The following is a 22,887-nucleotide window of genomic DNA, read 5'->3' as shown; positions in this document are numbered from 1 at the left end:
TTCCTGCACGAAACTCCTCCGCTAGAATACCGGCCTCATGGCCTGTACCTTCACCATCCCCTTTTATCATCTCGTCAAATAAAGCGATCCCCGATGCGTCTGGTTCTTCCCCTGTTGGCCCAACCCCTGCTGACACCTCTGCTGCTGTCTCTGCTGGCCGCCGCCCTGCCCGCCGCCCATGCGGCCCCATCCACTACCGCAGCCCCAACGTCCATCACCCTGGACCAGGCCATGGCCGATCCCGACTGGATCGGCACACCCGTCGAAGCGGCGTGGTGGGGCTGGAATGGCCAGCTGTATTACAAGCAAAAACGTCTTAGTTCGCCTCTGCGCGACACCTATCAATTGGCAGGCGCGAACGCCAAGCTCAATAGCGGCAAGAAGGTTGACGATGCGCAACTGGCGAACCTCGATGGCCAGCAGATGGTCGTCAACCGGGCCGGCACGCGCGCCATCCTGCTGCGCAATGGCGACTTGTTCGAGCGCGACCTGAAAAACGGTGCCTTGATCCAGATCACGCGCGGCGTCTCGGCCATCAGCGACCCGCAATACTCCGCCGACGGCAGCGCAGTGCAGTACCGTAGCGGCAGCGACTGGTTCAGCTGGAGCCGCGTTGACCGCCTGAGCGCGCCCGTCGCCCTGCTGCGCACAGCCAAGGACCCGGATGCCAAGCCGGAAGCGGACGCCCTGCGCGAGCTGCAACTGCGCCTGATCGTCAACCTGGCGCGCCAGAAGGAAGATCGCGACGCAAGCCGCGAGCGCCGCCACGAAGAGCGCCGCCTGGACGCCACGCGCGCGCCGGAACCGATTTACCTGGGCGAAAAAGTGACGATATCGGGCAGCGCCCTGTCGCCGGATGGCCGCTGGCTGCTGTTCGTCACGCAAGACAAGGCCGCCGAAAAAGGCAAGCTGGGCAAACTGGCCCGCTACGTCACGGAAACAGGCTACCCGGAAGCGGATGACGAGCGTACGCGCGTGGGCCGCAACATGCCCATCGCGCAAAGCCTGAAACTGGCCGACCTGCGCACGGGCCAGGTGCGCGAGATCGCTTTCGACAGCCTGCCCGGCATCGCCACCGATCCGCTGGCGGCCTTGCGCGCCGAACAGAAGCTGCCGCCACTGAAAGGCAACCGTCCCGTGCGCATCGACGCCCAGCGCGACGGCATCGCCTGGACCGATGACGGTTCGCGCGTGGCCGTGCGCGTGCGCGCCATCGACAACAAGGACCGCTGGATCGCCAACGTCGATCTGGCCAATGGCGCCCTCCTGCCCGTCCACCGCATGAGCGACACGGCGTGGGTCAACCGCCGCGCCGACGAATTCGGCTGGCTGCCCGACAACGCCACCCTGTGGTATTTGTCCGAGGAAAGCGGCTACGCCCACCTGTACACAAAAACGGGCGCGGCTCCGGCGCGCGCGTTGACGCAAGGCAAATGGGAAGTGAGCGCCGTCGAGTGGAGCCGCGACGGCAAGACCGCCTACTTTATGTGCAACCCGCAGGCGCCCGGCACCTATGAAGTGTGCGCCAGCACGGCCAGGGAGGGCGGCGTGCGCGAAGTGACAAATTTGAAAGGCGTGGAAAACTTCGGCCTGTCGCCGGATAACGGCAAGCTGCTGCTGCGCTACTCGAACAGCTACCTGCCGGCCCAGCTGGCGACGATTTCCGTTGCAGGCGGCAAGGCGACTATCCTGACCGATACGCGCAGCGAGGCCTTCAAGGCGCGCAGCTGGGTCATGCCGGAACTGGTGCAAGTGCCGTCCACGCATGGCGCGGCGCCCATCTGGGCCAAGCTGTACCGCCCTGCGCAGCTGGAAGCGGGCAAGCGCTATCCCATCGTCATGTTCGCGCACGGCGCCGGCTACCTGCAGAACGTGACCGAGCGCTACCCTGTGTACTTCCGCGAACAGATGTTCCACAACCTGCTGGTGGAGCAAGGCTATATCGTGCTCGACGTCGACTACCGCGCCTCGATGGGCTACGGCAGCGCGTGGCGCACGGCCATCTACCGCCAGATGGGCCACCCGGAACTGGAAGATTTCCTCGACGGCGCCAACTGGCTGGCAGCACAGCACCAGGGCGACATCAAGAACGTGGGCATCTATGGCGGCAGCTATGGCGGCTTCATGAGCCTGATGGCCCTGATGCGCGCGCCGGACGTGTTCAAGTCCGGCGCAGCGCTGCGTCCCGTGACGGACTGGACTACCTACAACCACGAGTACACGGCCAATATCCTGAACACGCCGGACATCGATCCGCAAGCGTACAAAATCTCCTCGCCGATCGAATACGCTGACAAACTGACGGGCAACCTCTTGATTGCCCATGGCATGATCGACGACAACGTGTTTTACCAGGATTCCGTGCGCCTGTCGCAGCGTTTGATCGAGCTCAAAAAGGATAACTGGGAAATGGCCAGCTACCCCATGGAGCGCCACGGCTTCGTGCAGCCCGAAGCGTGGTATGACGAGTACCGCAGGATTTATCAGTTGTTCCAGCGCACGCTGAAGTAAGTTTAACTGCCCGCTTTCATGCGGGCATTTTTATGTACGGCATCTTGACGTCAGTCAAACGGCAGGGGCCGCGGCGTCGTGTCGCTCGATGACGGCAGGATCGGCAACAGCATGTGCGTCCAGCGTGCGAATCGCGCTTGCCATTCGGGCAAGCGTGGCACATGATGAAGGCATGCATATACCTACCTCCCCCATCCTGTTACCACTGCTGCGCGCCGCGTGCTCCTCCATCGTGCTGCTGGCCGCCAGTGCCTGTGGCAGCGCCCCCGCACAGGATGCGCCGCCCGCCCCCGGCAATGCCGGCTTGCTGGCGCAAATCCAGGCGGAAGTGGGTGCCGCCGCCTGCGACTCCACCCAGCAATGCCACACCCTCGCCATCGGCGCCAAGGCCTGCGGTGGGCCCGAGCGCTATCTGGCGTGGTCCAGCAAGGACCATGACGGCAAGACACTCAAGGCACTGGCCCAGGCGCAAGCCGAGGCCAGCCGCAAGCAGCAGCAGGCGGATGGCATGATGTCGACCTGCTCCATCGTCACGGACCCGGGCGCCACCTGCGAAGCGGGACGCTGCGTACTGCAAAAGAGCGTCATGGGCGGCAGCTCGGCGATGTAAAAAAAGCCACTGGATCAGCGGCTTGGGAGGTTTTGCAACGCTTCAGGATTGCAGCTGCAAGGTCTTGATAATTTTGCTTTCCACCTTCTCGCCCGCACCCGAGGTGGCGTTCTTGCTTTCCTTGCGCAGCAACAATAAATGGTCACCGCTGACGCCATACTGGCGCGTCTCATCCGTCTTTTGCGTAAAGCTGATGACGACAAAGGCGCGTCCGCTCACATCCACGTGGAAATGGCTGGCCAGCGGCGTGCCGTCTGCAGCGATCCATACCTCGATGCCGCCTTCGAACTTCTTCACATACTTGCGGTCTTTCTCAGGCACCTTGTCGAGCGACAGGGTAAAGCTGATCAGGCGCGCCGGCTTGCCCTTGTAGCTATCCATTTTTTCGCCGCTGAACACGGCTTCCTCGATCTCGCGCGACAGGGCATCCGCCGCCGACACCATGGAACGCAGCTCCGTCGCCTTCATTTCCCCCAGCGCAAAGCCGATCGGCGTCTTGACCTTGGGATCCTTCACCTTGGCGCGCTGCTCGGCTTCCACTTTCGCCAGCAAATCCTTGCCGTAGAGCACTTGCAAGCCCGCCGACCCGCCGTCGACAGTCACCATGGCCTGACCACTATCCTCTTCCGCCGCCTTGCCTTCGCCCTCGCGGCGCCAGGTTTTCGATTCCACCTGTGCCTTGATAGGCATCTGCCCCTGCAAGCGCGCCAGCGCCGCATTCAAATCGGCCAGCCCGTCGGCCCGCGCCGTACTGCAAAACAAACTGAACAAGCCCGCCACCGCCAAGCCTTGCACTCCAATACGTCGCTGCATCGTCGCATCCTTATGTCGCATATCGATGCCAAAACACCATGTTTTGGCCATCTGTTGCATTTGAACACAGCTAGCTCTGGTCAGGTGGAAAGTCTTTCTGCTATAATTCGCCGCCTTGGCCTGGTAGCTCAGTCGGTAGAGCAGAGGATTGAAAATCCTTGTGTCGGTGGTTCGATTCCGCCCCGGGCCACCAAGAATTCAGCAGAACTTATCAAAAACGCCACCTTCGGGTGGCGTTTTTGTTTGTCTTTGCACAAAACCACCATCGCGCCCACCGCTGTGTACGCAAACGTACGGACTGCAGCCGTCCAGGAGCACATGCTGCAGGCAGACCACTAATTCCCTTCCCGCCGTCCGCGCCATGCGCAACACGGCAGACGGGTCAACTGGTCATCTCTCCCCGCCATGCGAAACTCGCGCCCGACGCCGTCGAGCCGTTCCGTACATAACGGCACACTCCAAAGGATGCATCATGAAAACAACCCTGATATTGCTCGCGCTCGCCTCTACCCTCGCCTTGACCGCTTGCCAGCGCGAAGCGCCACCCGTCGTGCAAGTCGTCCCCGGCCCTGCCGGCGCGCCTGGTCCAGCCGGCGCAACGGGTGCCACGGGTGCCGAAGCTCCTGCCGGCGCAACCGGTGCGACCGGCGCCACTGGCCAGACCGGCGACAGCGGTGCCGCCGGATATGATGGCGCCAAGGGCGCCACTGGCGCAAAAGGCAACGATGGTGTTCAAGGCAACGATGGTGTCCAAGGCAACGACGGTGCCAAGGGCGACGACGGTGCCAAGGGCAAGACAGGCGACACGGTGATTGTCGTTCCACAACGCTAATACGCCTCACGCCACACACCACAACGCCAACCCATCCGGTTGGCGTTGTGCGTATGCGCAGTACCGCACAGTAACATCGGCCATATCGGCCTACCCTGTACTTATTACACAGGGAGATATCGCATGCTGACGATCGTACTGATGGTGGCCCTGCTGGGCCTGCTTGCACTGTTCGCGCCCGGCCCCGTGCGCCGCGCCCTGATTACCCCACACTTGCTGGCCCTGTTCAAGCGCATCTTGCCGAGCATGTCCGACACGGAACGCGACGCCCTTGAGGCGGGCACCACCTGGTGGGATGCCCAGCTGTTTTCCGGCCGGCCCGACTGGTCCAGGCTGCTGGCTTATGGCCGCGCCTCGCTCACTGCCGACGAGCGCCATTTTCTTGACCACGACGTCGAGCGGCTGTGCGAACTGGTCAACGACTGGGAAACGCAGCAGGCGCAGGATTTGCCGCCGCAAGCCTGGGCCTACATGAAGGCGCAGGGTTTCCTCGGCATGATCATCCCGAAACAATACGGCGGCAAGGAATTCTCCGCCTACATGCATTCGCAGGTGGTGATGAAATTGTCGAGCCGCTGCTCGGCGCTGGCCGTGACCGTGATGGTGCCCAATTCGCTGGGACCGTCCGAACTGCTGCTGCACTACGGCACCGAAGAACAAAAGGATTACTACCTGCCGCGATTGGCTTCCGGCACGGAGATTCCCTGCTTTGCACTGACCAGCCCATATGCGGGGTCCGATGCGGCTGCCATTCCCGACCTTGGCATCGTGTGCATGGGCATGCATGAAGGGCGCGCCACTGTGGGTTTCCGCCTCAGCTGGAACAAGCGCTACATCACCCTGGCGCCCGTGGCGACCTTGCTGGGGCTGGCATTCCAGACCAGCGACCCCGATCATTTGCTCTCCGACAACGATGCGCCGGGCATCACCTGCGCCCTGATCCCCGCCAGCCACGACGGCGTGGTGATCGGCCGCCGGCATCACCCCTTGAACGCCGCGTTCCAGAACGGCCCCACGTCCGGTAACGATGTTTTCATCCCCATCGACTGGGTCATCGGCGGCCAGGCGCAAGTGGGTAAAGGTTGGCGCATGCTGATGGAATGCCTGGCGGCCGGGCGCGCCATTTCCCTGCCCTCGTCCAGCGTGGGCATGGGCAAGATGGCCGTGCGCGGCACCGGCGCATATGCGGCCGTGCGGCGCCAGTTCAACATGGCTATCGGCAAATTCGAGGGGGTGCAGGAAGCGCTGGCCCGCATGGGCGCCAATCTGTACCTGATGGACGCGGCCCGCACCCTGGCTGCGCACGCCGTCGACCTGGGCGAAAAGCCGGCCGTCATTTCCGCCATCGTCAAATACCACGTCACGGAACGGGGACGCGCGCTCGTCAATGACGGCATGGACATCCTGGGCGGCAAGGGCATCTGCGTGGGGCCGGACAATTTCCTCGCCAGCGCCTACCAGCAAATCCCCATCGCGATTACCGTTGAGGGTGCCAACATCCTCACGCGCAGCCTGATCATCTTTGGCCAGGGCGCCATCCGCGCGCATCCGTATGTACTCCGGGAAATGGCGGCCGTCAGCGAAAGCGATGGCCGCAAAGCCGTGCGCGATTTCGATGCGGCCTTCTTTGGCCACGTAGGCTTTGTGCTGGGCAACCTGGCCAGGGGATTGTGGTACGCACTGGGCGGCGCGCGCCTGGTGGCCGTCCCCGACGCCAGCGCACCCGTACTGGCTCCCTATTACCGCGCGCTGACGCGCATGTCGACGGCCTTTGCCGTCATGACGGATATGTCGATGTTCGTGCTCGGTGGCGAGCTCAAGCGCCGCGAGCGGCTGTCCGCCCGCCTGGGCGACGTGCTGGCGCAACTGTACCTGGCGTCGTCCGTGCTGAAGCGTTACGAGGACGATGGCCGTTTCGCCGCCGACCTGCCTTACGTGCACTGGTCGCTGCAAGATGCGCTGGTCAAGGCGCAGCAGGGCTTGACGGGTGTACTGGATAATTTTCCCGCGCGCGTGCTGGCGGTGTTGCTGCGCATGCTGCTCTTGCCCTTCGGCCTGCCCCATCGTCCGCCGTCCGACGAACTGGGCAGCGAGGTGGCGCTGGCCCTGCAAACGCCGGGCGCCGACCGCGAGCGCCTGCTGGCCGACGGCCATGTCGCCAGCGACACCGACGATGCGCTGGCTTGCGCCGAACGGGCGCTGGCCTTGCTGCCCGACGTGCTGCACATCGAAAAACGCCTGAAAGACACGCCCGAAGGGGCGTCCCTCAGGCGCCTGCCGCAAAGCCTGTCTGCCATGCAACAGTGGCTGGCTGCGGCCAAGCCAGCAAACTTGGTCAGCTGCCAGGAGCACAATACCTTGCTGGAATATGCGCGCCTGGTCGATGGCTTGATACAGGTCAACGATTTCCCCGCCGATACGGCACAGCCCAGACACTTGCCTGCGCACAGGACGAATGCCAGCAGCCGCGTGGCCTAGGCCAGATTGCGGCCTATACTAAAAGGAGCGGGTACGGTACCCGCTCTTGGCAGAAAGGAGTCGATCATGACACGCAAATTCATCGATTGCCGGGAATTTCCAAGCGACACGCATTGCTCGGTGGCCATCTCGGCCGACAGCGAGGAAGAGCTATTGGGAATTGCTGTGGAACACGCGGTTTCGGTACACCATCACCACGACACGCCGGAGCTGCGCCAGCAGCTGCGTCAACTGTTCAAGGACGGCATGCCGCCCGAACACCTGCCCATGGCGGGGCAGGCCGGCAGCAGCAGCGCCGCGCACACGCACACACATTAAGTCCGTGCCGGCCACGCCGGCTTGCTAGTTCAGGATGCCAGCTTGCTGGCTGGCGTCCTGATGTCCAGACCCAGTACGAGCGGCACGAGCGCCGCGTACACGACGATCACCGACAGCCAGATGGCGCCGGGCCAGTGTTCCCTGAACACAAAATACAGGCTGGAAAACACCAGCGGGCAGAGCACGGACGCCAGGCTTACGGACGAGGCCAGCACGCCCTGGAACTGGCCTTGCCGGTCGTCGGCCACTTGCCGCGTGGCCAGCGACTGCAGGGCCGGCGCGCCGATGCCGCCCAAGGCGAACACAGGCATGATGGCGAAGATCATCCAGCTGCGGCTGGCAAAGGCCATGACGACCAGCGCCAGGCAGGCGCAGGCCACCCCGGTCAGGATGGTGGCGCGCTCGCCCAGCAGTTTCACGGCCGGGCCGGGCAAGAAGGCCTGTGCCAGCGCTTGGCACACGCCAAAGGCGCCCAGCGACAGGCCGATCCACAGCCCGTTCCACTCGAACGCATCGTGGCCCCACAAGGCCCAGCACACGCCATACACTTCACCGGCCGCGCTGAAGGTAAAAAAGATGACGGTGATCGGCAGCAAGGTTTTCTGCGAGAAAACCCAGCGCAGCGGACGCAAGGGATTCAATGCCGCCAGGTCAATTTTCGCGCGCGTGGGCTCACGCATGGGGGGACGTGACTCGGGCAAGGTAAGAAACGTCAACAACAGGTTGCCGGTATTCAAGATGGCCGCCGCCATGAACGGCAGGCGCAGCCCGTAATCGCCCAGCGCACCGCCCAGCACGGGGCCGATGATGAAGCCTGCGCCGAACATGGCGTTGAGCAAGCCGAAGCGGCGCGCCCGCTGCTTCTCGGCCGAAATATCGCTGATGTAAGCCGTGGCCACGGAGACGTTGGCGCTCGTCAGCCCCGCGATGGCGCGCCCCAGCAACAGCATCCACAGGCTGGGCGCAAACGCCAGGAACAGGTAGTTGACGGCGGCGCCCGCCAGCGAAACCAGCAGCACGGGGCGCCGCCCCAGGCGGTCGCTCAGCGCTCCCAGTACGGGCGCAAAGATGAACTGCATCAGCGCGTACAAGGCCGTCATGATGCCGATATACGGCGCCACGTTGGCGGCATGCGTGACATCCCGCAGCAGTGCAGGCAGGATGGGGAAGATCAGGCCGATGCCGACGGCATCGAGCACGACCGTGGCGAAGATGACAGACAGCGCTGTCGCCGGAACGGATGGCTTCATATACTCAATCCAAATATATACTCAGTACATAAATAATACGCCCCGCCTGACTGTGTCATCAAGCCTTATCTGTACTCAGTACACCTGGTGTATGATTGCGGCAACATGACGATTCCTGCCGACCTCCGCTCCCGCAAACGCCTTGCCACCCGGCAAGCCATCTCGAATGCCGCCACGCGCCTGTTCTTCGTACGCGGCTTCGAGCAAGTGACGGTGGACGAGATCGCAGCGGCCGCCAGCGTGGGACGCATGACGGTGTTCAACCACTTCCCGCGCAAGGAAGACATGTTCTTCGACCGCGAGGAAGAGGGACGCGAACTGCTGCGTGCCGCCTTGCGCCAGCGCGATCCCGCCATCGCGCCTATCGACACCCTGCGCCTGCTGGCGCACCGGCTGGTACTGGAGGACAGTCCCTACATCACATTTTCCGCCGCCGGCCAGGGTTTCATTGCCACCATCGAGGCCAGCGATACCCTGAAAGCGCGGGCGCGGGCGATACGCGACGAGCTGGCGCACGTGGTGGCGCAGGCACTGACCGAGAGCACCGGGCGCGACGCGCACGATCCTCTGGCACAACTTGCGGCCAGCCTGCTGCTGGCAACCTGGAGCACCGCCCTCATCGAAGCGCACCGGCACTTTCGCCAGCATGGCGACGCGCGGCAGGCCAAGGCCAGCTTTCTCGCGCTGCTGGACCAGGGACATATCGGCTTGAACGCGGCGCTGGCGGGCTCGCCTTACGCCTGAGCGCCTTGGTGCCGGCTGTCAATCCCTTGACCCAAGGCAAGGCAATCTGGCGCCAAGCCGCCTACAATCGCCGGCTTTGCTCCTCCTCCATGCGCCACGCTCCCGAACTCCTCCTTCCTGCCGGCTCCCTGGCCAAGATGCACGCCGCCTTCGACTATGGCGCCGATGCCGTCTACGCGGGCCAGCCGCGCTACAGCTTGCGCGTGCGCAATAACGATTTTTCAACCTTGCAAGCCTTGCAGGAGGGAATTGATGGCGCCCATGCGCGTGGCAAGCAATTCTTTGTCGCCAGCAATATCTTCGCCCACAATGCCAAGCTGAAAACCTATCTGCGCGACATGGAACCTGTGATCGCCATGCGTCCCGACGCCCTGATCATGGCCGACCCGGGTTTGATCATGATGGTGCGCGACAAGTGGCCGGACGTCCCTGTCCACCTGTCCGTGCAGGCGAATGCCGTGAACTGGGCGGATGTGAAATTCTGGCACCGCATGGGCCTGACGCGCGTGATTCTGTCGCGCGAACTGTCGCTCGACGAGATCGAGGAAATCCGCCAGCGCTGCCCGGAGATGGAACTGGAAGTGTTCGTCCACGGCGCCCTGTGCATCGCCTACTCTGGCCGCTGCCTGCTGTCCGGCTATTTCAACCACCGCGACCCGAACCAGGGCACGTGCACGAATTCCTGCCGCTGGGATTACAAGGTGAAAAATGCTTCGGAAGACGCCAGCGGCGATCTGGGCGGCATGCAGGTGGTGCCGCTGGAATTTCACCAGGCGCTGGCCGAGGCCGACAACAATGCGTTTTCGGCCCTGCACCAGCAGCCGCGCCATCCGCTGGCCGACCAGCCCTATTTCATTGAAGAAGCACAGCGCCCTGGCCAGCTGATGCCGATACTCGAAGACGAGCACGGCACCTACATCATGAACTCGAAGGACTTGCGCGCTGTCGAGCATATCGAGCGCCTGGTCAAGATCGGCGTCGATTCGCTGAAGGTCGAGGGCCGCACCAAATCGCTGTACTACGCGGCGCGCACGGCGCAAGTCTACCGCCAGGCCATCGATGACGCCGTGGCGGGCCGTCCTTTCGACATCAGCCTGCTGGGCCAGCTGCAAGGCCTGGCCAATCGCGGCTACACGGATGGTTTTTACCAGCGCCACCACACGCAAACACATCAGAACTACATGCGCGGCGCCTCGGAAGCGGACCGCAGCCAGTACGTGGGCGACGTGCTGGGCGTGGCGGACGGCTGGGCCAGGGTGGAAGTGAAAAACCGCTTCGCCGTGGGCGACCGCATCGAGGCCCTGCATCCGGGCGGCAACCGCGATTTCACCATAGCACGCATGCTCAGCGATGACGGCAAGGAAATCCAGGTCGCGCCCGGCAGCGGCCACTTCGTGCGCATCGAACTCGACGGTGCCCTCGACAAGGCCTTGCTGGCCCGCTATTTGTAACCACCAGTCTAGTGCGCGCTGTGGCGAGCAGTTTCTAAGTGTTTGATTTGACAAGTAAAAATCCACACGGCACCGCTTAAACAATTTGTTTAAGCCTCAACATTACTATACGATACGGCCACCCTGCGTCCGGGAGCCTTATCGGCATCCCGGGCGTTCCTGACACGTTCACCGGAATCCCCGATGCCACCTGCCACACCTGCCCTGATCACCAATGACGCCGTCGTCCTCGGCCTGCTCGCCATGACCCTGGGGGCCGTTTTCTGGACCGCTTCCCGAACGAACGGCTTCTGGAAAAAGTTTTACACGTATATCCCGTCGCTGCTGATGTGCTACCTGATCCCGGCGCTGCTCAACACCTTCGGCATCATCGATGGCAACACGTCCGGCCTGTACGCCGTGGCGCGCGACTATCTGCTGCCCAGCGCGCTGGTCCTGCTGTGCGTGGCCATCGATTTCGGCGGCATCATCCGCCTGGGGCCCAAAGCCATCATCATGTTTCTCACTGGCACGCTTGGCGTCATGCTGGGCGCCCTTGTCTCGTTCGAAGCCTTGCGTTTGATCCACCCGGAAACGGTGGCGGGCGACACCTGGCGCGGCATGACCACCGTGGCCGGCTCGTGGATAGGCGGCGGCGCCAACCAGGCGGCCATGAAGGAAGTGTTTGAAGTGGACGCCACCCTGTTCGGCCAGTTCGTCGCTGTCGACGTGCTGGTGGCCAACGTCTGGACGGCCGTGCTGCTGTTCCTGGCCGGCCGCGCGGGCGCCTTCGATCGCTGGACGGGCGCCGACTTGACAGCCATCAATGCGCTCAAGGACAGCATCGAGAGCTACCGGGCCCAGCATGCGCGCGTTGCCAGCCTGACCGACATCATGATCATCCTCGGCGTGGGCCTGGGCGTGACGGGCCTGTCGCACTTCCTGGCCGGCCCCATCATCAGCTGGATCAACACCCTGCCCGCCGAATGGCGCCTGCAGGACTACAGCCTGACGTCGAACTTCTTCTGGATCGTCGTGCTCGCCACTACCTTCGGCCTGCTGCTCAGTTTTACCCGGGCGCGCAGCCTGGAAGGCGCGGGCGCCTCGACCATCGGCTCGGCCATGCTGTACGTGCTGGTGGCCACCATCGGCATGCACATGGACTTGAAAGCCCTGTTCGACAAGCCATTCCTGTTCCTGCTGGGCCTGATCTGGATCGCCGTGCACGGCGGCCTGATGCTGCTCGTCGCCAAGCTGATACGTGCGCCGCTGTTCTTCATGGCCGTGGGATCGCAAGCGAACATCGGCGGCGCCGCCTCCGCCCCCGTCATCGCCAGCGCCTTCCACCCGGCCCTGGCCCCCGTCGGCGTGCTGCTGGCCGTGCTCGGCTACGCGCTGGGCACGTATGGCGCTTACATCACGGGTTTGATATTGCGCGCCATGGCGGGGTGATTCACCCGGCCATGACAACGACGCCAGCCTTAGGGCTGGCGTTGTCGTTTGTGGGCCTGGCATGCCGCTGAAACCGCCTCGTCACGTGTTTTTTCGCAATAAGGCATTCGCCCTTGCTTCGGCCTGAGAGCCTCCAAAAAATCCCCAAAATGTAGCAGAAACCCCTCAAAACCAAATTTTTGCACTATTTTCGTGCAAAATCTGCGATGATAGTTGCCCAAATAACCGATCACCTCCATGGAATTCTGATGAAATACGCATCTGCTCACGAGTATGTCCAGCATGTCGCCGCACGCAATCCAGGTCAGCCCGAGTTTCTGCAAGCCGTCACCGAAGTCATGGAGAGCTTGTGGCCGTTCCTCGAGCAGCACCCGAAATACGCGGAACAAGGCTTGCTGGAACGCTTGATCGAGCCGGAACGCGTGGTCATGTTCCGCGTCTCGTGGGTCGATGACCATGGCCAGGTGCAAGTCAATCGCGGCTACCGCATCCAGCACAGCATGGCCATCGGGCCGTACAAGGGCGGCATCCGCTTCCATCCGTCCGTCACCCTGTCGGTGCTGAAATTCCTCGCCTTCGAGCAAACGTTCAAGAATGCCCTGACGACCTTGCCGATGGGCGGCGGCAAGGGCGGCGCCGATTTCGATCCGAAGGGCAAGAGCCCGGGCGAAGTGATGCGCTTTTGCCAAGCCTTCGTCAGTGAACTGTTCCGCCATGTGGGTTCGGACACGGATGTGCCGGCTGGCGACATCGGCGTGGGCGGCCGCGAAGTGGGCTACATGGCCGGCATGATGAAAAAGCTCAGCAACCGCGCCGACTGCGTGTTTACGGGCAAGGGCGCCAGCTTTGGCGGCTCGCTGATGCGGCCTGAAGCGACGGGCTACGGCACCGTCTATTTCGCCGAAGAAATGCTGAAAACGCAGGGCCGCTCGTTCGAAGGCATGCGCGTGTCCGTTTCCGGGTCGGGCAACGTGGCGCAGTACGCGGTGGAGAAAGCCATGGCAATGGGCGCGAAAGTCATCACCGTCTCCGATTCCAGCGGCACCGTCATCGACGAAGACGGCTTTACGCCGGAAAAGCTGGCCATCCTGATGGAAATCAAGAACCACCTGTATGGCCGCGTCAGCGATTACGCCGAGCGCACGGGGGTGCGCTTCGAGGCGGGCGTGTCGCCATGGCACGTGCCGGTCGACATCGCCCTGCCCTGCGCCACGCAGAATGAATTGAACATCGACGATGCGCGCACACTCATTGCCAATGGCGTGCAGTGCGTGGCCGAGGGCGCCAACATGCCCACCACCATCGAGGCGGCCAAGGCGTTCGAGGCGGCCGGCGTGCTGTATGCGCCGGGCAAGGCCAGCAATGCGGGCGGCGTGGCCACGTCGGGCCTGGAAATGAGCCAGAACGCGGCCCGCATGGCGTGGCCGCGCGAAGAAGTCGACGCGCGTTTGCTGCAGATCATGCAAGGCATCCATGCGGCGTGCAAGCAGTACGGCACGCGTCCTGACGGCACCGTCAGCTATGTGGATGGCGCCAATATCGCCGGTTTTGTCAAAGTGGCCGATGCGATGCTGGCGCAAGGGGTGATTTAATCATCGGCCAACGGTGTTGTCGGATTACGGCGCCTTGCGCCTAATCCGACCTACGCCGACCTACAACATTTCAGGCTTCATCAGGCTCTTGCGGCTGATGGTGCGGCCCGACACCATGAACTCGCCGTTGCCGCGGTAGTGCAGGGTTTCGGGCAGCTTGGGCGAGGTGGCCACGTGGGCCTTCACGCACTCGAAAATGAAAAAGCCGCCCTTCGGATTACCCGCCACCTGCGCCAGCTTGCATTCGAAGTTGGCGTAGCACTCGGCGATCAGGGGCGCGCCCACCCGCTCGGCCGGCTGCGGCGTCAGGCCGAAGGCCGTGAACTTGTCCGTGTCTTCGCCACTGCAATTGCCGATGGCCACCACCTGGTCGACCATGTCGGCCGTGGGCAGGTTGATCACGCACTCCATGCTGCGCTTGATCATTTCATAGCTGTGATTCGCGTCGGAAATGAAGCAGCCCAGCAACGATGGCGACAATTCCATCAGCATGTGCCAGGCCATGGTCATGACGTCGCTCTCGCCCTTCCAGGTGGAGCTGACCAGCACCACCGGCCCGGGCTCGAGGAAGCGCCGGATATCGGCGACGGGATAATCTTCTTTGTGGTAATTTTTCATCTGCTCTCCAGGACGCGGTACGCCATAGCATAGACCAATGGCGCCTCGGCGGGCGCGCGCCTGGCCGATGGCCGCGCGGTGGCATCCGCGCCGAGATTTGTGCAGTTCATCGCAAATTTCTCCCTCTCGGAGAACTTGCGCCCTAGAATACACTGATCAACTACTCAAGGAAACCGCCATGCGTCCTCTGTTCCTGTTGTCAGTCCTGTCCCTCGCTTGCCTCTCCACCCTCGCGCATGCCGACGAGCAAAGCCGCACGGTCGCCGCCTTCAACGCCATCGACATCCGTGGCCCCATCAGCATCGAGGTGGAATCGGGCAAGGAGCAAAGCCTGCTGCTGCGCGGCGACCAGAAGTTCCTCAGCGGCGTGATCACGGAGGTGGTCGATGGCGAGTTGAAAATTTCCATGAAAGACAAGGATATCAAGAAGACCGAGGGCGACCCGCGGGTCATCATCACCATGCCCGCCTTGCGCAAGCTGATCGCGGAAGGCGCAGGCGAGAAGATCTTGACCAAGCTCAATGGCCCCAGGGTCGACATCAGCTACAAGGGCGCGGGCCGCCTGACCGCCGAAGGCCAGGTCGACTGGCTGCGCTTGAAGGCGCAAGGCGTGGGCGAAGTCGATACGAAAGCCTTGCTGGCGAAAAACGTCGATGTCAATTTCGACGGCATCGGCTCCGTCAAGGTGTATTCCTCGGGCGAACTGAACGCCGTGGTGCGCGGCATGGGCGAACTGACGTATTACGGCAAGCCGAAGATCGTGCACAAATCGATCGCCGGCATCGGCAGCGTCAACGCCGCCAAGTAAGACTTCCTGACAAAGCCATCAGGCCACTGGAGACCCCATGACCGCAACACCCGATACCCAAGATACCGACGCACCGCTGGTGCTGCGCGAGGAGCACGATGGCCTCGTCACCCTGCGCCTGAACCGCCCGCTGCAATTCAACGCCCTGTCCGTCGCCATGCTGGCGGCGTTGCAAGAGGCGTTCGATAGCATCGCGCAGCAACCGCAGGTGCGCTGTGTGGTGCTGGCCGCCGAAGGCAAGGCCTTTTGCGCGGGCCACGATTTGCGCCAGATGCAAGCCACGCGTGAGCTTGAGTATTATCAAACCCTGTTCGCGCAATGCTCGCGCGTGATGCAAGCCATCCAGTCCTTGCCCGTGCCCGTGATTGCCCGCGTGCATGGCATCGCCACGGCGGCCGGCTGCCAGCTGGTGGCCAGCTGCGACCTGGCCGTGGCGGGCGCGTCCGCCCGCTTCGCCGTGTCCGGCATCAACGTGGGTCTGTTCTGCGCCACGCCGTCCGTGGCCCTGTCGCGCAATGTCTCGCCCAAGCGGGCCTTCGACATGCTGGTGACGGGCCGCTTCATCGACGCCGACACGGCCGTCGACTGGGGCCTGATCAATGAAACGGTGGCCGACGCGGCGCTCGACGAAGCCGTGGCGCGCCTGGCACAGCAAATCATGGCGAAAAGCCCGACAGCCATCCGCTATGGCAAAGCCATGTTCTACCGGCAGCGCCAGCTGCCGCTGGACGACGCGTATGCGTATGCGGGCGACGTGATGGCGCGCAACATGATGGAAGAGGATGCGGAGGAAGGCGTCGCCGCCTTCCTGGAGAAACGGCCGCCCAGCTGGGCGCGGCCGTAAAGTAGTTTAACGCTCTTGCTTCATCTGCTGCTGGACGGAAAGACTCAAGGTCCCCAGGTCTTCCTTGCCCAGCAGTGGCAATTGCGCCAGCAGCTGCATCAGGGCCGAGCTGCCCGTCACGTCCAGCTCGGACGACTGCACCAGCACCGTGCCGACGCCCGTGAAGTCGATCTGCTTTTCCTCGCCCGACAGGGTAAAACCCGTGAGCGCGCCGGCGGCCGAGGCCCAGCCCTGAACGTGGGCATAGTCGTAGTGATACGAAGGGCTGGGGCAGTCGGCCCAGCCCAGCACGGCCTGCTCATCCACGCGGCAAGGCAACTCCAGGAAGTGCACGGGACCGTTCGACGAGGCGATGACTTTACCCGTGCCTATCATGGTCAGATAGCCGGGCAGGGTCGATTCCTGGCAAATCACATCCTTGGTAAAGCCCAGCAGGTTTTTCGCGCGGATGGTCATGTTGGCGCTGTCCAGGTCGTAGCACGCCAGGTCATTGCCGTTGTCGCCCAAAATCAATTGGCCCTGGCCTTGCGCCACGACAAAGTGGTGCACATACTTGGGCGCATTGAAGGCATTGCGCACGATCAAGTCGAGCACGCTGCTGCCCATGGCTTCGAAGCGCAACTCGCCATAGAAGGCGATCATCTTGCCCTTGCGGATGAAGATCTGTTCCTTGACGTCGATGACATACGAAAAGCGGTTCAGATTATCGTTCTTTGGCAAGGTATCGGGATTGTAAATCGTCATGGCTTACCTTTCGCTCGCTTGGATGTAGACCGTACCCTGGCCAGTGAACTTCACCTGGTACGACTCGCCCGACGCCTGGCCGACAAAGGTTTTCCAGTTAAGGTCCGTGACGATGGTTGAACTCAGCTGCCCCGTGTGGCCGATATACGCTTGCGGATCGACAAACACGGGCACGTCCGGCGTGACGGGCAAGCCGATGGCATTGCCATCCGACAAAATCGCCACTTCGCCCGTGCCTTGCAAGGTGGTGGTAAACAAGCCCTGGCCCGAGGCCATGCCGCGCACCACGCCCTGCACGCCGCCCTGGTTGCCCAGAAACATGGTGCCGGCCGTCAGGCGCGCATCGAAGGCCAGCAGGGAATCGCTTTCCACATAAAACGTTTCACCGCGCACGGGCACGATGCTGACGAACAGGCCGCCCTGCGCATAAAACACGCTGCCCGTGCCACGCGCCGACATCAGGGCATAACCCTCATTCGTGACGGCGCGCATGGCCAGGCTTTGCACGCCCTGGCCCGCCAGGAAGGAGCGGCTAAACGCCACGTCGCCCTGGTAAGACACCATGGCGCCCTTGCGCGCAAACACTTCCTCATTGCCGAGTTTGACCTCAAGCATCTTTTCGTTGATTTGCTGATAGACAGGCATGGCGACTCCTAGCGTTCGGCGGGCTGGATGAACACCACGCCCTGGCCTGTGAATTTATGCTGGTACGATTCGCCCGAGCTCTGGCCGATCATGGTGCGCCAGTTGACGTCGAAGACGAATTCCTGGCGAATATCGCCCTTGAAGCCGACGAAGGCGTCCGGGTCCACGCGCAGCGGGTGCGCGGGGGTCACTTCCAGCATGATCAGGTTGCCGCGCGAAATGACGGCCAGGTTGCCGTGACCTTCGACGGTGGTGGAAAACAGGCCCTGGCCCGAACTGGCGCCGCGCAGGCCGGCAAAGCTGGTGCCCGTCTTCAGGCTCGTGTCGTAGGCCAGCAGGCTGCTGCTTTCGATGGTCAGCTTTTCGCCGGCCAGCGCCATGACGGTGATCTCGGCCGCATTCTGCGCAAAAAACACGGTGCCCGTGCCGGCGGCCTGCATCACCTGCATGCCTTCGTTCGTCACCTTGCGCTTGAGCGCGCCGAAGATGCCCTCGCCACCGAGCAAGGATTTTTCAAATTTGATGCTGCCCGTATAGGCGACCATGGCGCCGGCGATCGCCAGCACTTTTTCATCCTGCAGGCGCACTTCCAGCAGGCGGTCGGTATTGGTGCGGAAACTGGTCACGCGCGACTCCCCAAGAATGCCAGGGCACAAAGCCATGGCTATCCGACAAGATACCGGGGGCCTTAGCGCCATGCAAGTGCTATTCCTCCCGGACGGGGGTGTTTGAATAGAAAAAAGCGTGCCCGGGGGCGTGCCTTGCGCTCGCGCCTGAAATGCCGCGCTTGCCGCACCGTCACATCGCGGTACACCTGTTCCATCCTGGAACAGGTATTGGTCCGCAGGCGCTCCGCCAGACGCACCCCTTGCGCCCCAGCCCCCTCCTGTGCCGATGGCATGAAGCTTGCACAACAAGGGGATCGACCGTGCTCAGGGAGCCGCATCATGGAACACTACCAACTGGCCGTCAGCGGCCGCTCAGGCACGCGGCCGGTCCGGCGCAGCATCGTGTGCTGCGCGCTGGCACTGGCTTTTTTCCTGCTGGCCGCCAGGCTGGACCTGGCCGAACGGCTGACGCACGCCCTCTGGCGCCAGGAACACTGGCAACTCGACGAATTAGCCCTGAGCCTGCTGCTGCTGGTGCTGGCGATGGCTGCCTTTGCCGTGCAGCGCGGGCGGCAGGTGGCCCTGCTGCTGGCGCAGAACCGCGCCCTCACGCAGCGCCTGCTGCGCGCGCAGGAGGAGGAGCGCTGCGCGCTGGCGCGCGAGCTGCACGATGAAGTGGGACAAGACTGCACGGCCATCCGCGCCGCCGCCAGCTACATCCTGCGCGCGCGCGATGGCGACCAGGCGAACGTGCAAGCCTGCGCCGCCAGTATCGCCCGCTCGGCGGAAACGCTGCATGCGATGGTGCGCACCATGCTGCGCCGATTGCGCCCGCCCGTACTCGACAGCCTGGGCCTGGAAGCGGCCCTGCAGACGCTGTGCGACAGCTGGGCGCAGCAGCACGGCATCGTTTGCCATTTCGCGCCGCACGCCATCCCCGCCGACCTCGACGACAGCACCGCCACCGCCATCTACCGCCTGGTGCAGGAAGGCTTGACGAACGTGGCGCGCCACGCGGGCGCCGACCAGGCCACGGTGGAATTGCGCGCCGATACGCACGGCTTGCTGCACCTGGCCATCGAAGACAATGGCCAGGGTTTGCCCCAGGAAAAAACGCCAGCAGATGGCTTCGGCATGCTGGGCATGCGTGAAAGAGTGGCGGGCCTGCGCGGCCATATCCGCTGGATCAGCGCGCTGGGCAACGGCTTGCGCATCGAAGTGGCCCTGGCGGCACGGTGCGCGGCATGAACGCCATGAACAGCGCCCTGCAAGCGATCCGCGTGATGCTGGTGGATGACCACCCGGTGGTGCGCACGGGCTACCGGCGCCTGCTGGAACAGGGCGGCGACATCGCCGTCGTGGCCGAGGCGGGAAATGGCGAAACGGCGTATGCCCTGTATCTGGAGCAGGCCCCCGATGTGTGCGTGACGGATTTGTCCATGCCCGGCATCGGCGGCCTGGAATTGCTGCGCAAGCTGCTGGCCCGCGATGCCGACGCGCGCGTGCTGGTATTCAGCATGCACGACACGCCGCAGCTGATCGCGCGCGCACTCGATGGTGGTGCCTGCGGCTTCGTCAGCAAGCAAGCCGACCCGGAGCACCTGGTAGATGCCGTGCGCGCCGCCCACGCAGGCCGGCGCTACCTCGACCCGCATAGCGCCCCCGCCGTGCTACAGGGTACGGCCCGCATGGAAGCGCAGCGTTTGAGCAGTCTGAGCCAGCGCGAATTCGAAATCTTCCGCCTGCTGGCCGAAGGCCGCAGCGCCGCCGACTGCGCCCGCCTGCTGCACGTGAGCAGCAAGACGGTGGCCAACCACCAGACCTGCATCAAGGAAAAGCTCGACGTGCCCGGCCCCGCCGCTTTGGTCCACCTGGCCTTACGCAACGGGGTCATCGAACACGTTCTGCCGAATGCCTGACCAAACCTACTGCGCGGCACGCTTTGCGGCCTGCGATGCTCACCGTACTAGAGTACGGTTGCGCTTCTTAGCCACAAATCCCATCCGCTCGCTACGGTTTTGTCAGGCATCTTGAGTGTCAAGAAAACCTAATTAAATACATAGCGCAAGCCCGCATTCACGCTGCGCGGCGCCCCGGCCGCATAGAAGGTCGCGTTGACCATCGGATACGCGCCGTTCACGGCGGGCAGCGGCCGGGCACTGAAATTGCCGCTGGCATCGAAACCCGTCGCGCCCAGTTGGGCCGCCGTCGCATATTTCCGGTCGAGCAGGTTATTCACCTGGGCAAATATGCTGAGCCGCGGCGTCAGCTGGTATTTGCCATTCAGCTCGACCACGGCATAGCCGCCGCTCTTGCCCGATCCCAGATACGCTGGTCCACCTGCCTGGTGCTGGTTGTTTTCATTGCCGCGCGCATAGGCGCTGGAGACGGCCGTCATGGCCAGGCCCACCGTCCAGTCGCGTCCGCCCTGGACATCCACGTGCGCCTTGAAAATATGGCTGGGCGTCAGGGGAATCCGGTTGCCAGGCGTGATGACAATATTGCCTTCGAGGCCGGGCGCTTGCGCGTCGCTGCTGCTGTTGGCGCTGCCGTTGACAAGCTCGCGGCTTTGATACGTCGCCTGCAACCACGTGTAATTGACGCCGAAATCCAGCGCGCCCGCCTTGCCATCGACCGCCAGCTCGACGCCCTGGTGGCGCGTCTTGCCGAAATTCTTGAAGTAGCCAAAGCCGGCCTGGTTATCGGCCACGAACAGGATATCGTCGTGGTTTTCCGCGCGGAACACGCCCGCGCTCCAGCGGGCCACGCTGGCGAGCTTGCCGCGCACACCCGCTTCCCACGTCTTCGTCACCACCTGTCTTAATGGCGGGTCGCCGGCCATGGCGTTGGGCAAACGGCATGGGTTTTCCGGATCGGCGCAACCGAGTTCGATGGCCGTCGGCGTGCGGCTGCCTTCGTTGTAACCGAGGTAGGCGCCGATGCCGGCGGCCGGCGCATAAGCCAGGCCGATGGCGGGATTGAAGCGGCTGAAACGGTGGTCGCCATCGAGCGAACCGCTGCCGCCGCCGGGCGTGATGGCATCGCGGTTGCGCACCGTGCTGCGGTTGTAGCGGCCGGAAACGGTCAACGTTAAATCTTGATTGAGCGTAATGCTATCGCTCGCATACACGCTCCAGGTGCGCATGCGCCCGCTCAAGTCGACCCGGTTGTCCACGGGCGTGCCGTCGTCATCGATTTCCGTGCCGTCGGCAAAGAACGCGACGGGCGTGATGCTGCGGTCCGGATTCAGATAGCCGAACTGGCTGCTCTGGCGGAACGTAGCGTGGCTCGCATCAAAGGCGGCGCCGGCCGTGACGGCATGGCGCGCGCCGGCCACGTCGGCCAGCACGGTGAACTGGCCCGAAAAACCATAGTTTTCCTGCTGCGTGTGGCTGCGGTTGATCATGCCGTTGCATTTTTCGGCTGGCTCATCGTTCAGCAGCACATTGCCGATGCAGCGCCACTTGGGGAAAGGCGTATTGCTTGCATTCGCCCCGCTGGCGGGAAAACCCGTGTAGCCGGCCGCCGCCAGCGCCGCCCGCTCGGCCGCACCAGGCTGGTAGACGGACTGGTCGAGCGACTCGTCGTTCAAGTCGCCATTGAAGGTGTGCGTATCGATCTTGCGGTAGTACACATTGCCGGACAATAGCAAGGCATCGCTGGCCTGGTGCTTGCCCGTCAGGTTCAGCAGGGTCGACTTGTTCTGCGTCAAATCGGGCTTGGTGTACACGCTGCGGTAGTCGCGCGCCAGCAGGCGCTGTTCCTGCAAGCCATTGCCCGTCAGCGCATTGTCCGCGTGCGCCACGGTGGCGGCAATGTCCGTGCGTGCATCGCTCCAGCCCAGCTTGCCGAACACCTGGCGCACGTCGGACGGTGAATCGTCGCGCCAGCCATCTTCCTTGAAACGGTTGCCCGTCACATACCAGTGCCAGCCCTGCGCATTGCTGCCGCCATGCTCGAACTCGACGGCGCGCCGCTGGTTCGAGCCCAGGCGCGCTTCGATGGCGGTGCCGGGACTGCTCTTGCCATCCTTGGTTTGCAGGGCCAGCGCGCCGCCCAGGGTGTTGAGGCCGAACAGGGGATTCGAGCCGGGCATCAGGGTCAGCGAGGCTATCGCCAGGCGCGGGATCAAGTCCCAGCTGACGACGTCGCCAAACGGCTGGTTCAGCCGCATGCCGTCCAGATACACGGACAGGCCTTGCGGCGTGCCCAGCAAGGGCGAAGCCGTGTAGCCGCGGTAGCTGACGTCGGGCTGGAACGGGTTGTTTTGCACCTCGTTCACCACCACGCTGCCCAGGTTGCGGCGCAAGAAGGCTGAAATGTCGAGCGCATCGCTGCGGGCGATCTGCTGCGCGCTGGCCGTCTGCACGGGTGCGGCCAAGGTATCGCGCGGCTGATCCACGGTAGGCAGCGGCATGCTGCCCGTGATGATGACGGTGGGCAAGTCGACGGCGATGATCGTGCTGGCGTCAGCGGCAAGGTCGGCGGCCTGCGCCTGGCACAGCGCCATGGCGGCGGCAGCGAATAAAGTCAATTTCATGCGGGTCCCCAGTTTTATCATGGTTTTTATTACTGTCCAGTATCAGGCAG

Annotated in this window: 20 protein-coding genes and 1 tRNA gene; 14 read left to right on the top strand and 7 right to left on the bottom strand. The window is 63.3% G+C overall.

From position 1 onward, the window contains the following. Positions 1 to 93 precede the first annotated feature (93 nt). The gene (locus CLU92_RS22925; protein WP_180338575.1) at positions 94 to 2,511 is read left to right on the top strand and encodes a S9 family peptidase; all 2,418 of its coding nucleotides are present in this window, start codon (positions 94 to 96) and stop codon (positions 2,509 to 2,511) included. Between the two features lie 172 nt (positions 2,512 to 2,683). Continuing rightward, positions 2,684 to 3,121, top strand: a complete 438-nt coding sequence (locus tag CLU92_RS22920; RefSeq protein ID WP_101483740.1) for a hypothetical protein — start codon at positions 2,684 to 2,686, stop codon at positions 3,119 to 3,121. Positions 3,122 to 3,163: 42 nt separating this feature from the next. On the opposite strand, the gene CLU92_RS22915 is transcribed toward CLU92_RS22920, so the two are convergent. Further along, entirely contained in the window at positions 3,164 to 3,934 is a 771-nt protein-coding gene (locus CLU92_RS22915; RefSeq protein ID WP_143452638.1) for a hypothetical protein, read from the bottom strand. A 117-nt stretch (positions 3,935 to 4,051) separates the two neighbouring features. Between CLU92_RS22915 and CLU92_RS22910 the strand changes: the two genes are divergently transcribed. The 4 genes from CLU92_RS22910 (at position 4,052) to CLU92_RS22895 (ending at position 7,562) form a co-directional block, all read left to right on the top strand. Beyond that, a tRNA-Phe gene (locus CLU92_RS22910) sits at positions 4,052 to 4,127 on the top strand. A 279-nt stretch (positions 4,128 to 4,406) separates the two neighbouring features. Then, complete coding sequence (locus CLU92_RS28450) at positions 4,407 to 4,766, top strand: hypothetical protein (protein WP_101483738.1); 360 nt, start codon at positions 4,407 to 4,409, stop codon at positions 4,764 to 4,766. A 123-nt stretch (positions 4,767 to 4,889) separates the two neighbouring features. Beyond that, complete coding sequence (locus tag CLU92_RS22900) at positions 4,890 to 7,244, top strand: acyl-CoA dehydrogenase (RefSeq protein ID WP_101483737.1); 2,355 nt, start codon at positions 4,890 to 4,892, stop codon at positions 7,242 to 7,244. A 66-nt stretch (positions 7,245 to 7,310) separates the two neighbouring features. Next, on the top strand, positions 7,311 to 7,562 hold the full coding sequence (locus CLU92_RS22895; RefSeq protein ID WP_101483736.1) for a DUF1059 domain-containing protein: 252 nt from the start codon (positions 7,311 to 7,313) through the stop codon (positions 7,560 to 7,562). Positions 7,563 to 7,591: 29 nt separating this feature from the next. Here the strand turns inward: CLU92_RS22895 and CLU92_RS22890 are convergent, their stop codons facing one another. Continuing rightward, positions 7,592 to 8,812 (bottom strand): TCR/Tet family MFS transporter, encoded by a 1,221-nt coding sequence (locus tag CLU92_RS22890; protein ID WP_101483735.1) that lies wholly within the window; start codon positions 8,810 to 8,812, stop codon positions 7,592 to 7,594. Between the two features lie 105 nt (positions 8,813 to 8,917). Between CLU92_RS22890 and CLU92_RS22885 the strand changes: the two genes are divergently transcribed. From CLU92_RS22885 to gdhA, 4 genes are all read left to right on the top strand, one after another. Further along, positions 8,918 to 9,556 (top strand): TetR/AcrR family transcriptional regulator, encoded by a 639-nt coding sequence (locus tag CLU92_RS22885; protein ID WP_101483734.1) that lies wholly within the window; start codon positions 8,918 to 8,920, stop codon positions 9,554 to 9,556. Positions 9,557 to 9,645: 89 nt separating this feature from the next. Continuing rightward, positions 9,646 to 11,007 (top strand): tRNA 5-hydroxyuridine modification protein YegQ, encoded by a 1,362-nt coding sequence (yegQ, locus tag CLU92_RS22880; protein WP_101483733.1) that lies wholly within the window; start codon positions 9,646 to 9,648, stop codon positions 11,005 to 11,007. A 183-nt stretch (positions 11,008 to 11,190) separates the two neighbouring features. Continuing rightward, complete coding sequence (locus CLU92_RS22875; protein WP_101483732.1) at positions 11,191 to 12,438, top strand: DUF819 domain-containing protein; 1,248 nt, start codon at positions 11,191 to 11,193, stop codon at positions 12,436 to 12,438. Between the two features lie 248 nt (positions 12,439 to 12,686). Beyond that, entirely contained in the window at positions 12,687 to 14,030 is a 1,344-nt protein-coding gene (gdhA, locus tag CLU92_RS22870; protein ID WP_101483731.1) for an NADP-specific glutamate dehydrogenase, read from the top strand. A gap of 60 nt (positions 14,031 to 14,090) precedes the next feature. On the opposite strand, the gene CLU92_RS22865 is transcribed toward gdhA, so the two are convergent. Further along, on the bottom strand, positions 14,091 to 14,648 hold the full coding sequence (locus CLU92_RS22865) for a flavin reductase family protein (protein WP_101483730.1): 558 nt from the start codon (positions 14,646 to 14,648) through the stop codon (positions 14,091 to 14,093). A gap of 178 nt (positions 14,649 to 14,826) precedes the next feature. On the opposite strand from CLU92_RS22865, the gene CLU92_RS22860 reads away from it, so the two are divergent. After that, positions 14,827 to 15,456 carry a head GIN domain-containing protein gene (locus CLU92_RS22860; protein ID WP_101483729.1) on the top strand — a complete coding sequence of 210 codons (630 nt, stop codon included), beginning with the start codon at positions 14,827 to 14,829 and terminating at the stop codon, positions 15,454 to 15,456. Between the two features lie 37 nt (positions 15,457 to 15,493). After that, entirely contained in the window at positions 15,494 to 16,300 is an 807-nt protein-coding gene (locus tag CLU92_RS22855; RefSeq protein WP_101483728.1) for an enoyl-CoA hydratase, read from the top strand. 6 nt (positions 16,301 to 16,306) lie between these two features. Here the strand turns inward: CLU92_RS22855 and CLU92_RS22850 are convergent, their stop codons facing one another. The 3 genes from CLU92_RS22850 to CLU92_RS22840 are packed head-to-tail and all read right to left on the bottom strand — an operon-like array spanning position 16,307 to position 18,351. Continuing rightward, positions 16,307 to 17,044: an AIM24 family protein gene (locus tag CLU92_RS22850; RefSeq protein WP_101483727.1), complete on the bottom strand. Its 738-nt coding sequence runs from the start codon at positions 17,042 to 17,044 to the stop codon at positions 16,307 to 16,309. Between the two features lie 3 nt (positions 17,045 to 17,047). Continuing rightward, a complete protein-coding gene (locus CLU92_RS22845) occupies positions 17,048 to 17,689 on the bottom strand; it encodes an AIM24 family protein (RefSeq protein ID WP_101483726.1) in 642 nt (213 codons plus the stop codon). Between the two features lie 8 nt (positions 17,690 to 17,697). Next, positions 17,698 to 18,351 (bottom strand): AIM24 family protein, encoded by a 654-nt coding sequence (locus CLU92_RS22840; RefSeq protein WP_101483725.1) that lies wholly within the window; start codon positions 18,349 to 18,351, stop codon positions 17,698 to 17,700. A 285-nt stretch (positions 18,352 to 18,636) separates the two neighbouring features. On the opposite strand from CLU92_RS22840, the gene CLU92_RS22835 reads away from it, so the two are divergent. Beyond that, on the top strand, positions 18,637 to 19,545 hold the full coding sequence (locus CLU92_RS22835) for a histidine kinase (protein WP_180338574.1): 909 nt from the start codon (positions 18,637 to 18,639) through the stop codon (positions 19,543 to 19,545). Then, positions 19,542 to 20,216 (top strand): response regulator transcription factor, encoded by a 675-nt coding sequence (locus CLU92_RS22830; RefSeq protein WP_257561418.1) that lies wholly within the window; start codon positions 19,542 to 19,544, stop codon positions 20,214 to 20,216. The genes CLU92_RS22835 and CLU92_RS22830 overlap by 4 nt, the downstream gene beginning before the upstream one ends. Before the next feature lie 128 nt (positions 20,217 to 20,344). Here the strand turns inward: CLU92_RS22830 and CLU92_RS22825 are convergent, their stop codons facing one another. After that, a complete protein-coding gene (locus CLU92_RS22825) occupies positions 20,345 to 22,837 on the bottom strand; it encodes a TonB-dependent receptor (protein ID WP_180338573.1) in 2,493 nt (830 codons plus the stop codon). Positions 22,838 to 22,887 lie beyond the last annotated feature (50 nt).

It is taken from the genome of Janthinobacterium sp. 61 (assembly GCF_002846335.1).
Lineage (GTDB): Bacteria > Pseudomonadota > Gammaproteobacteria > Burkholderiales > Burkholderiaceae_D > Janthinobacterium.
The sequence above is the reverse complement of the archived record's forward strand: the minus strand, read 5'-3'. Positions and strand labels throughout refer to the sequence as shown.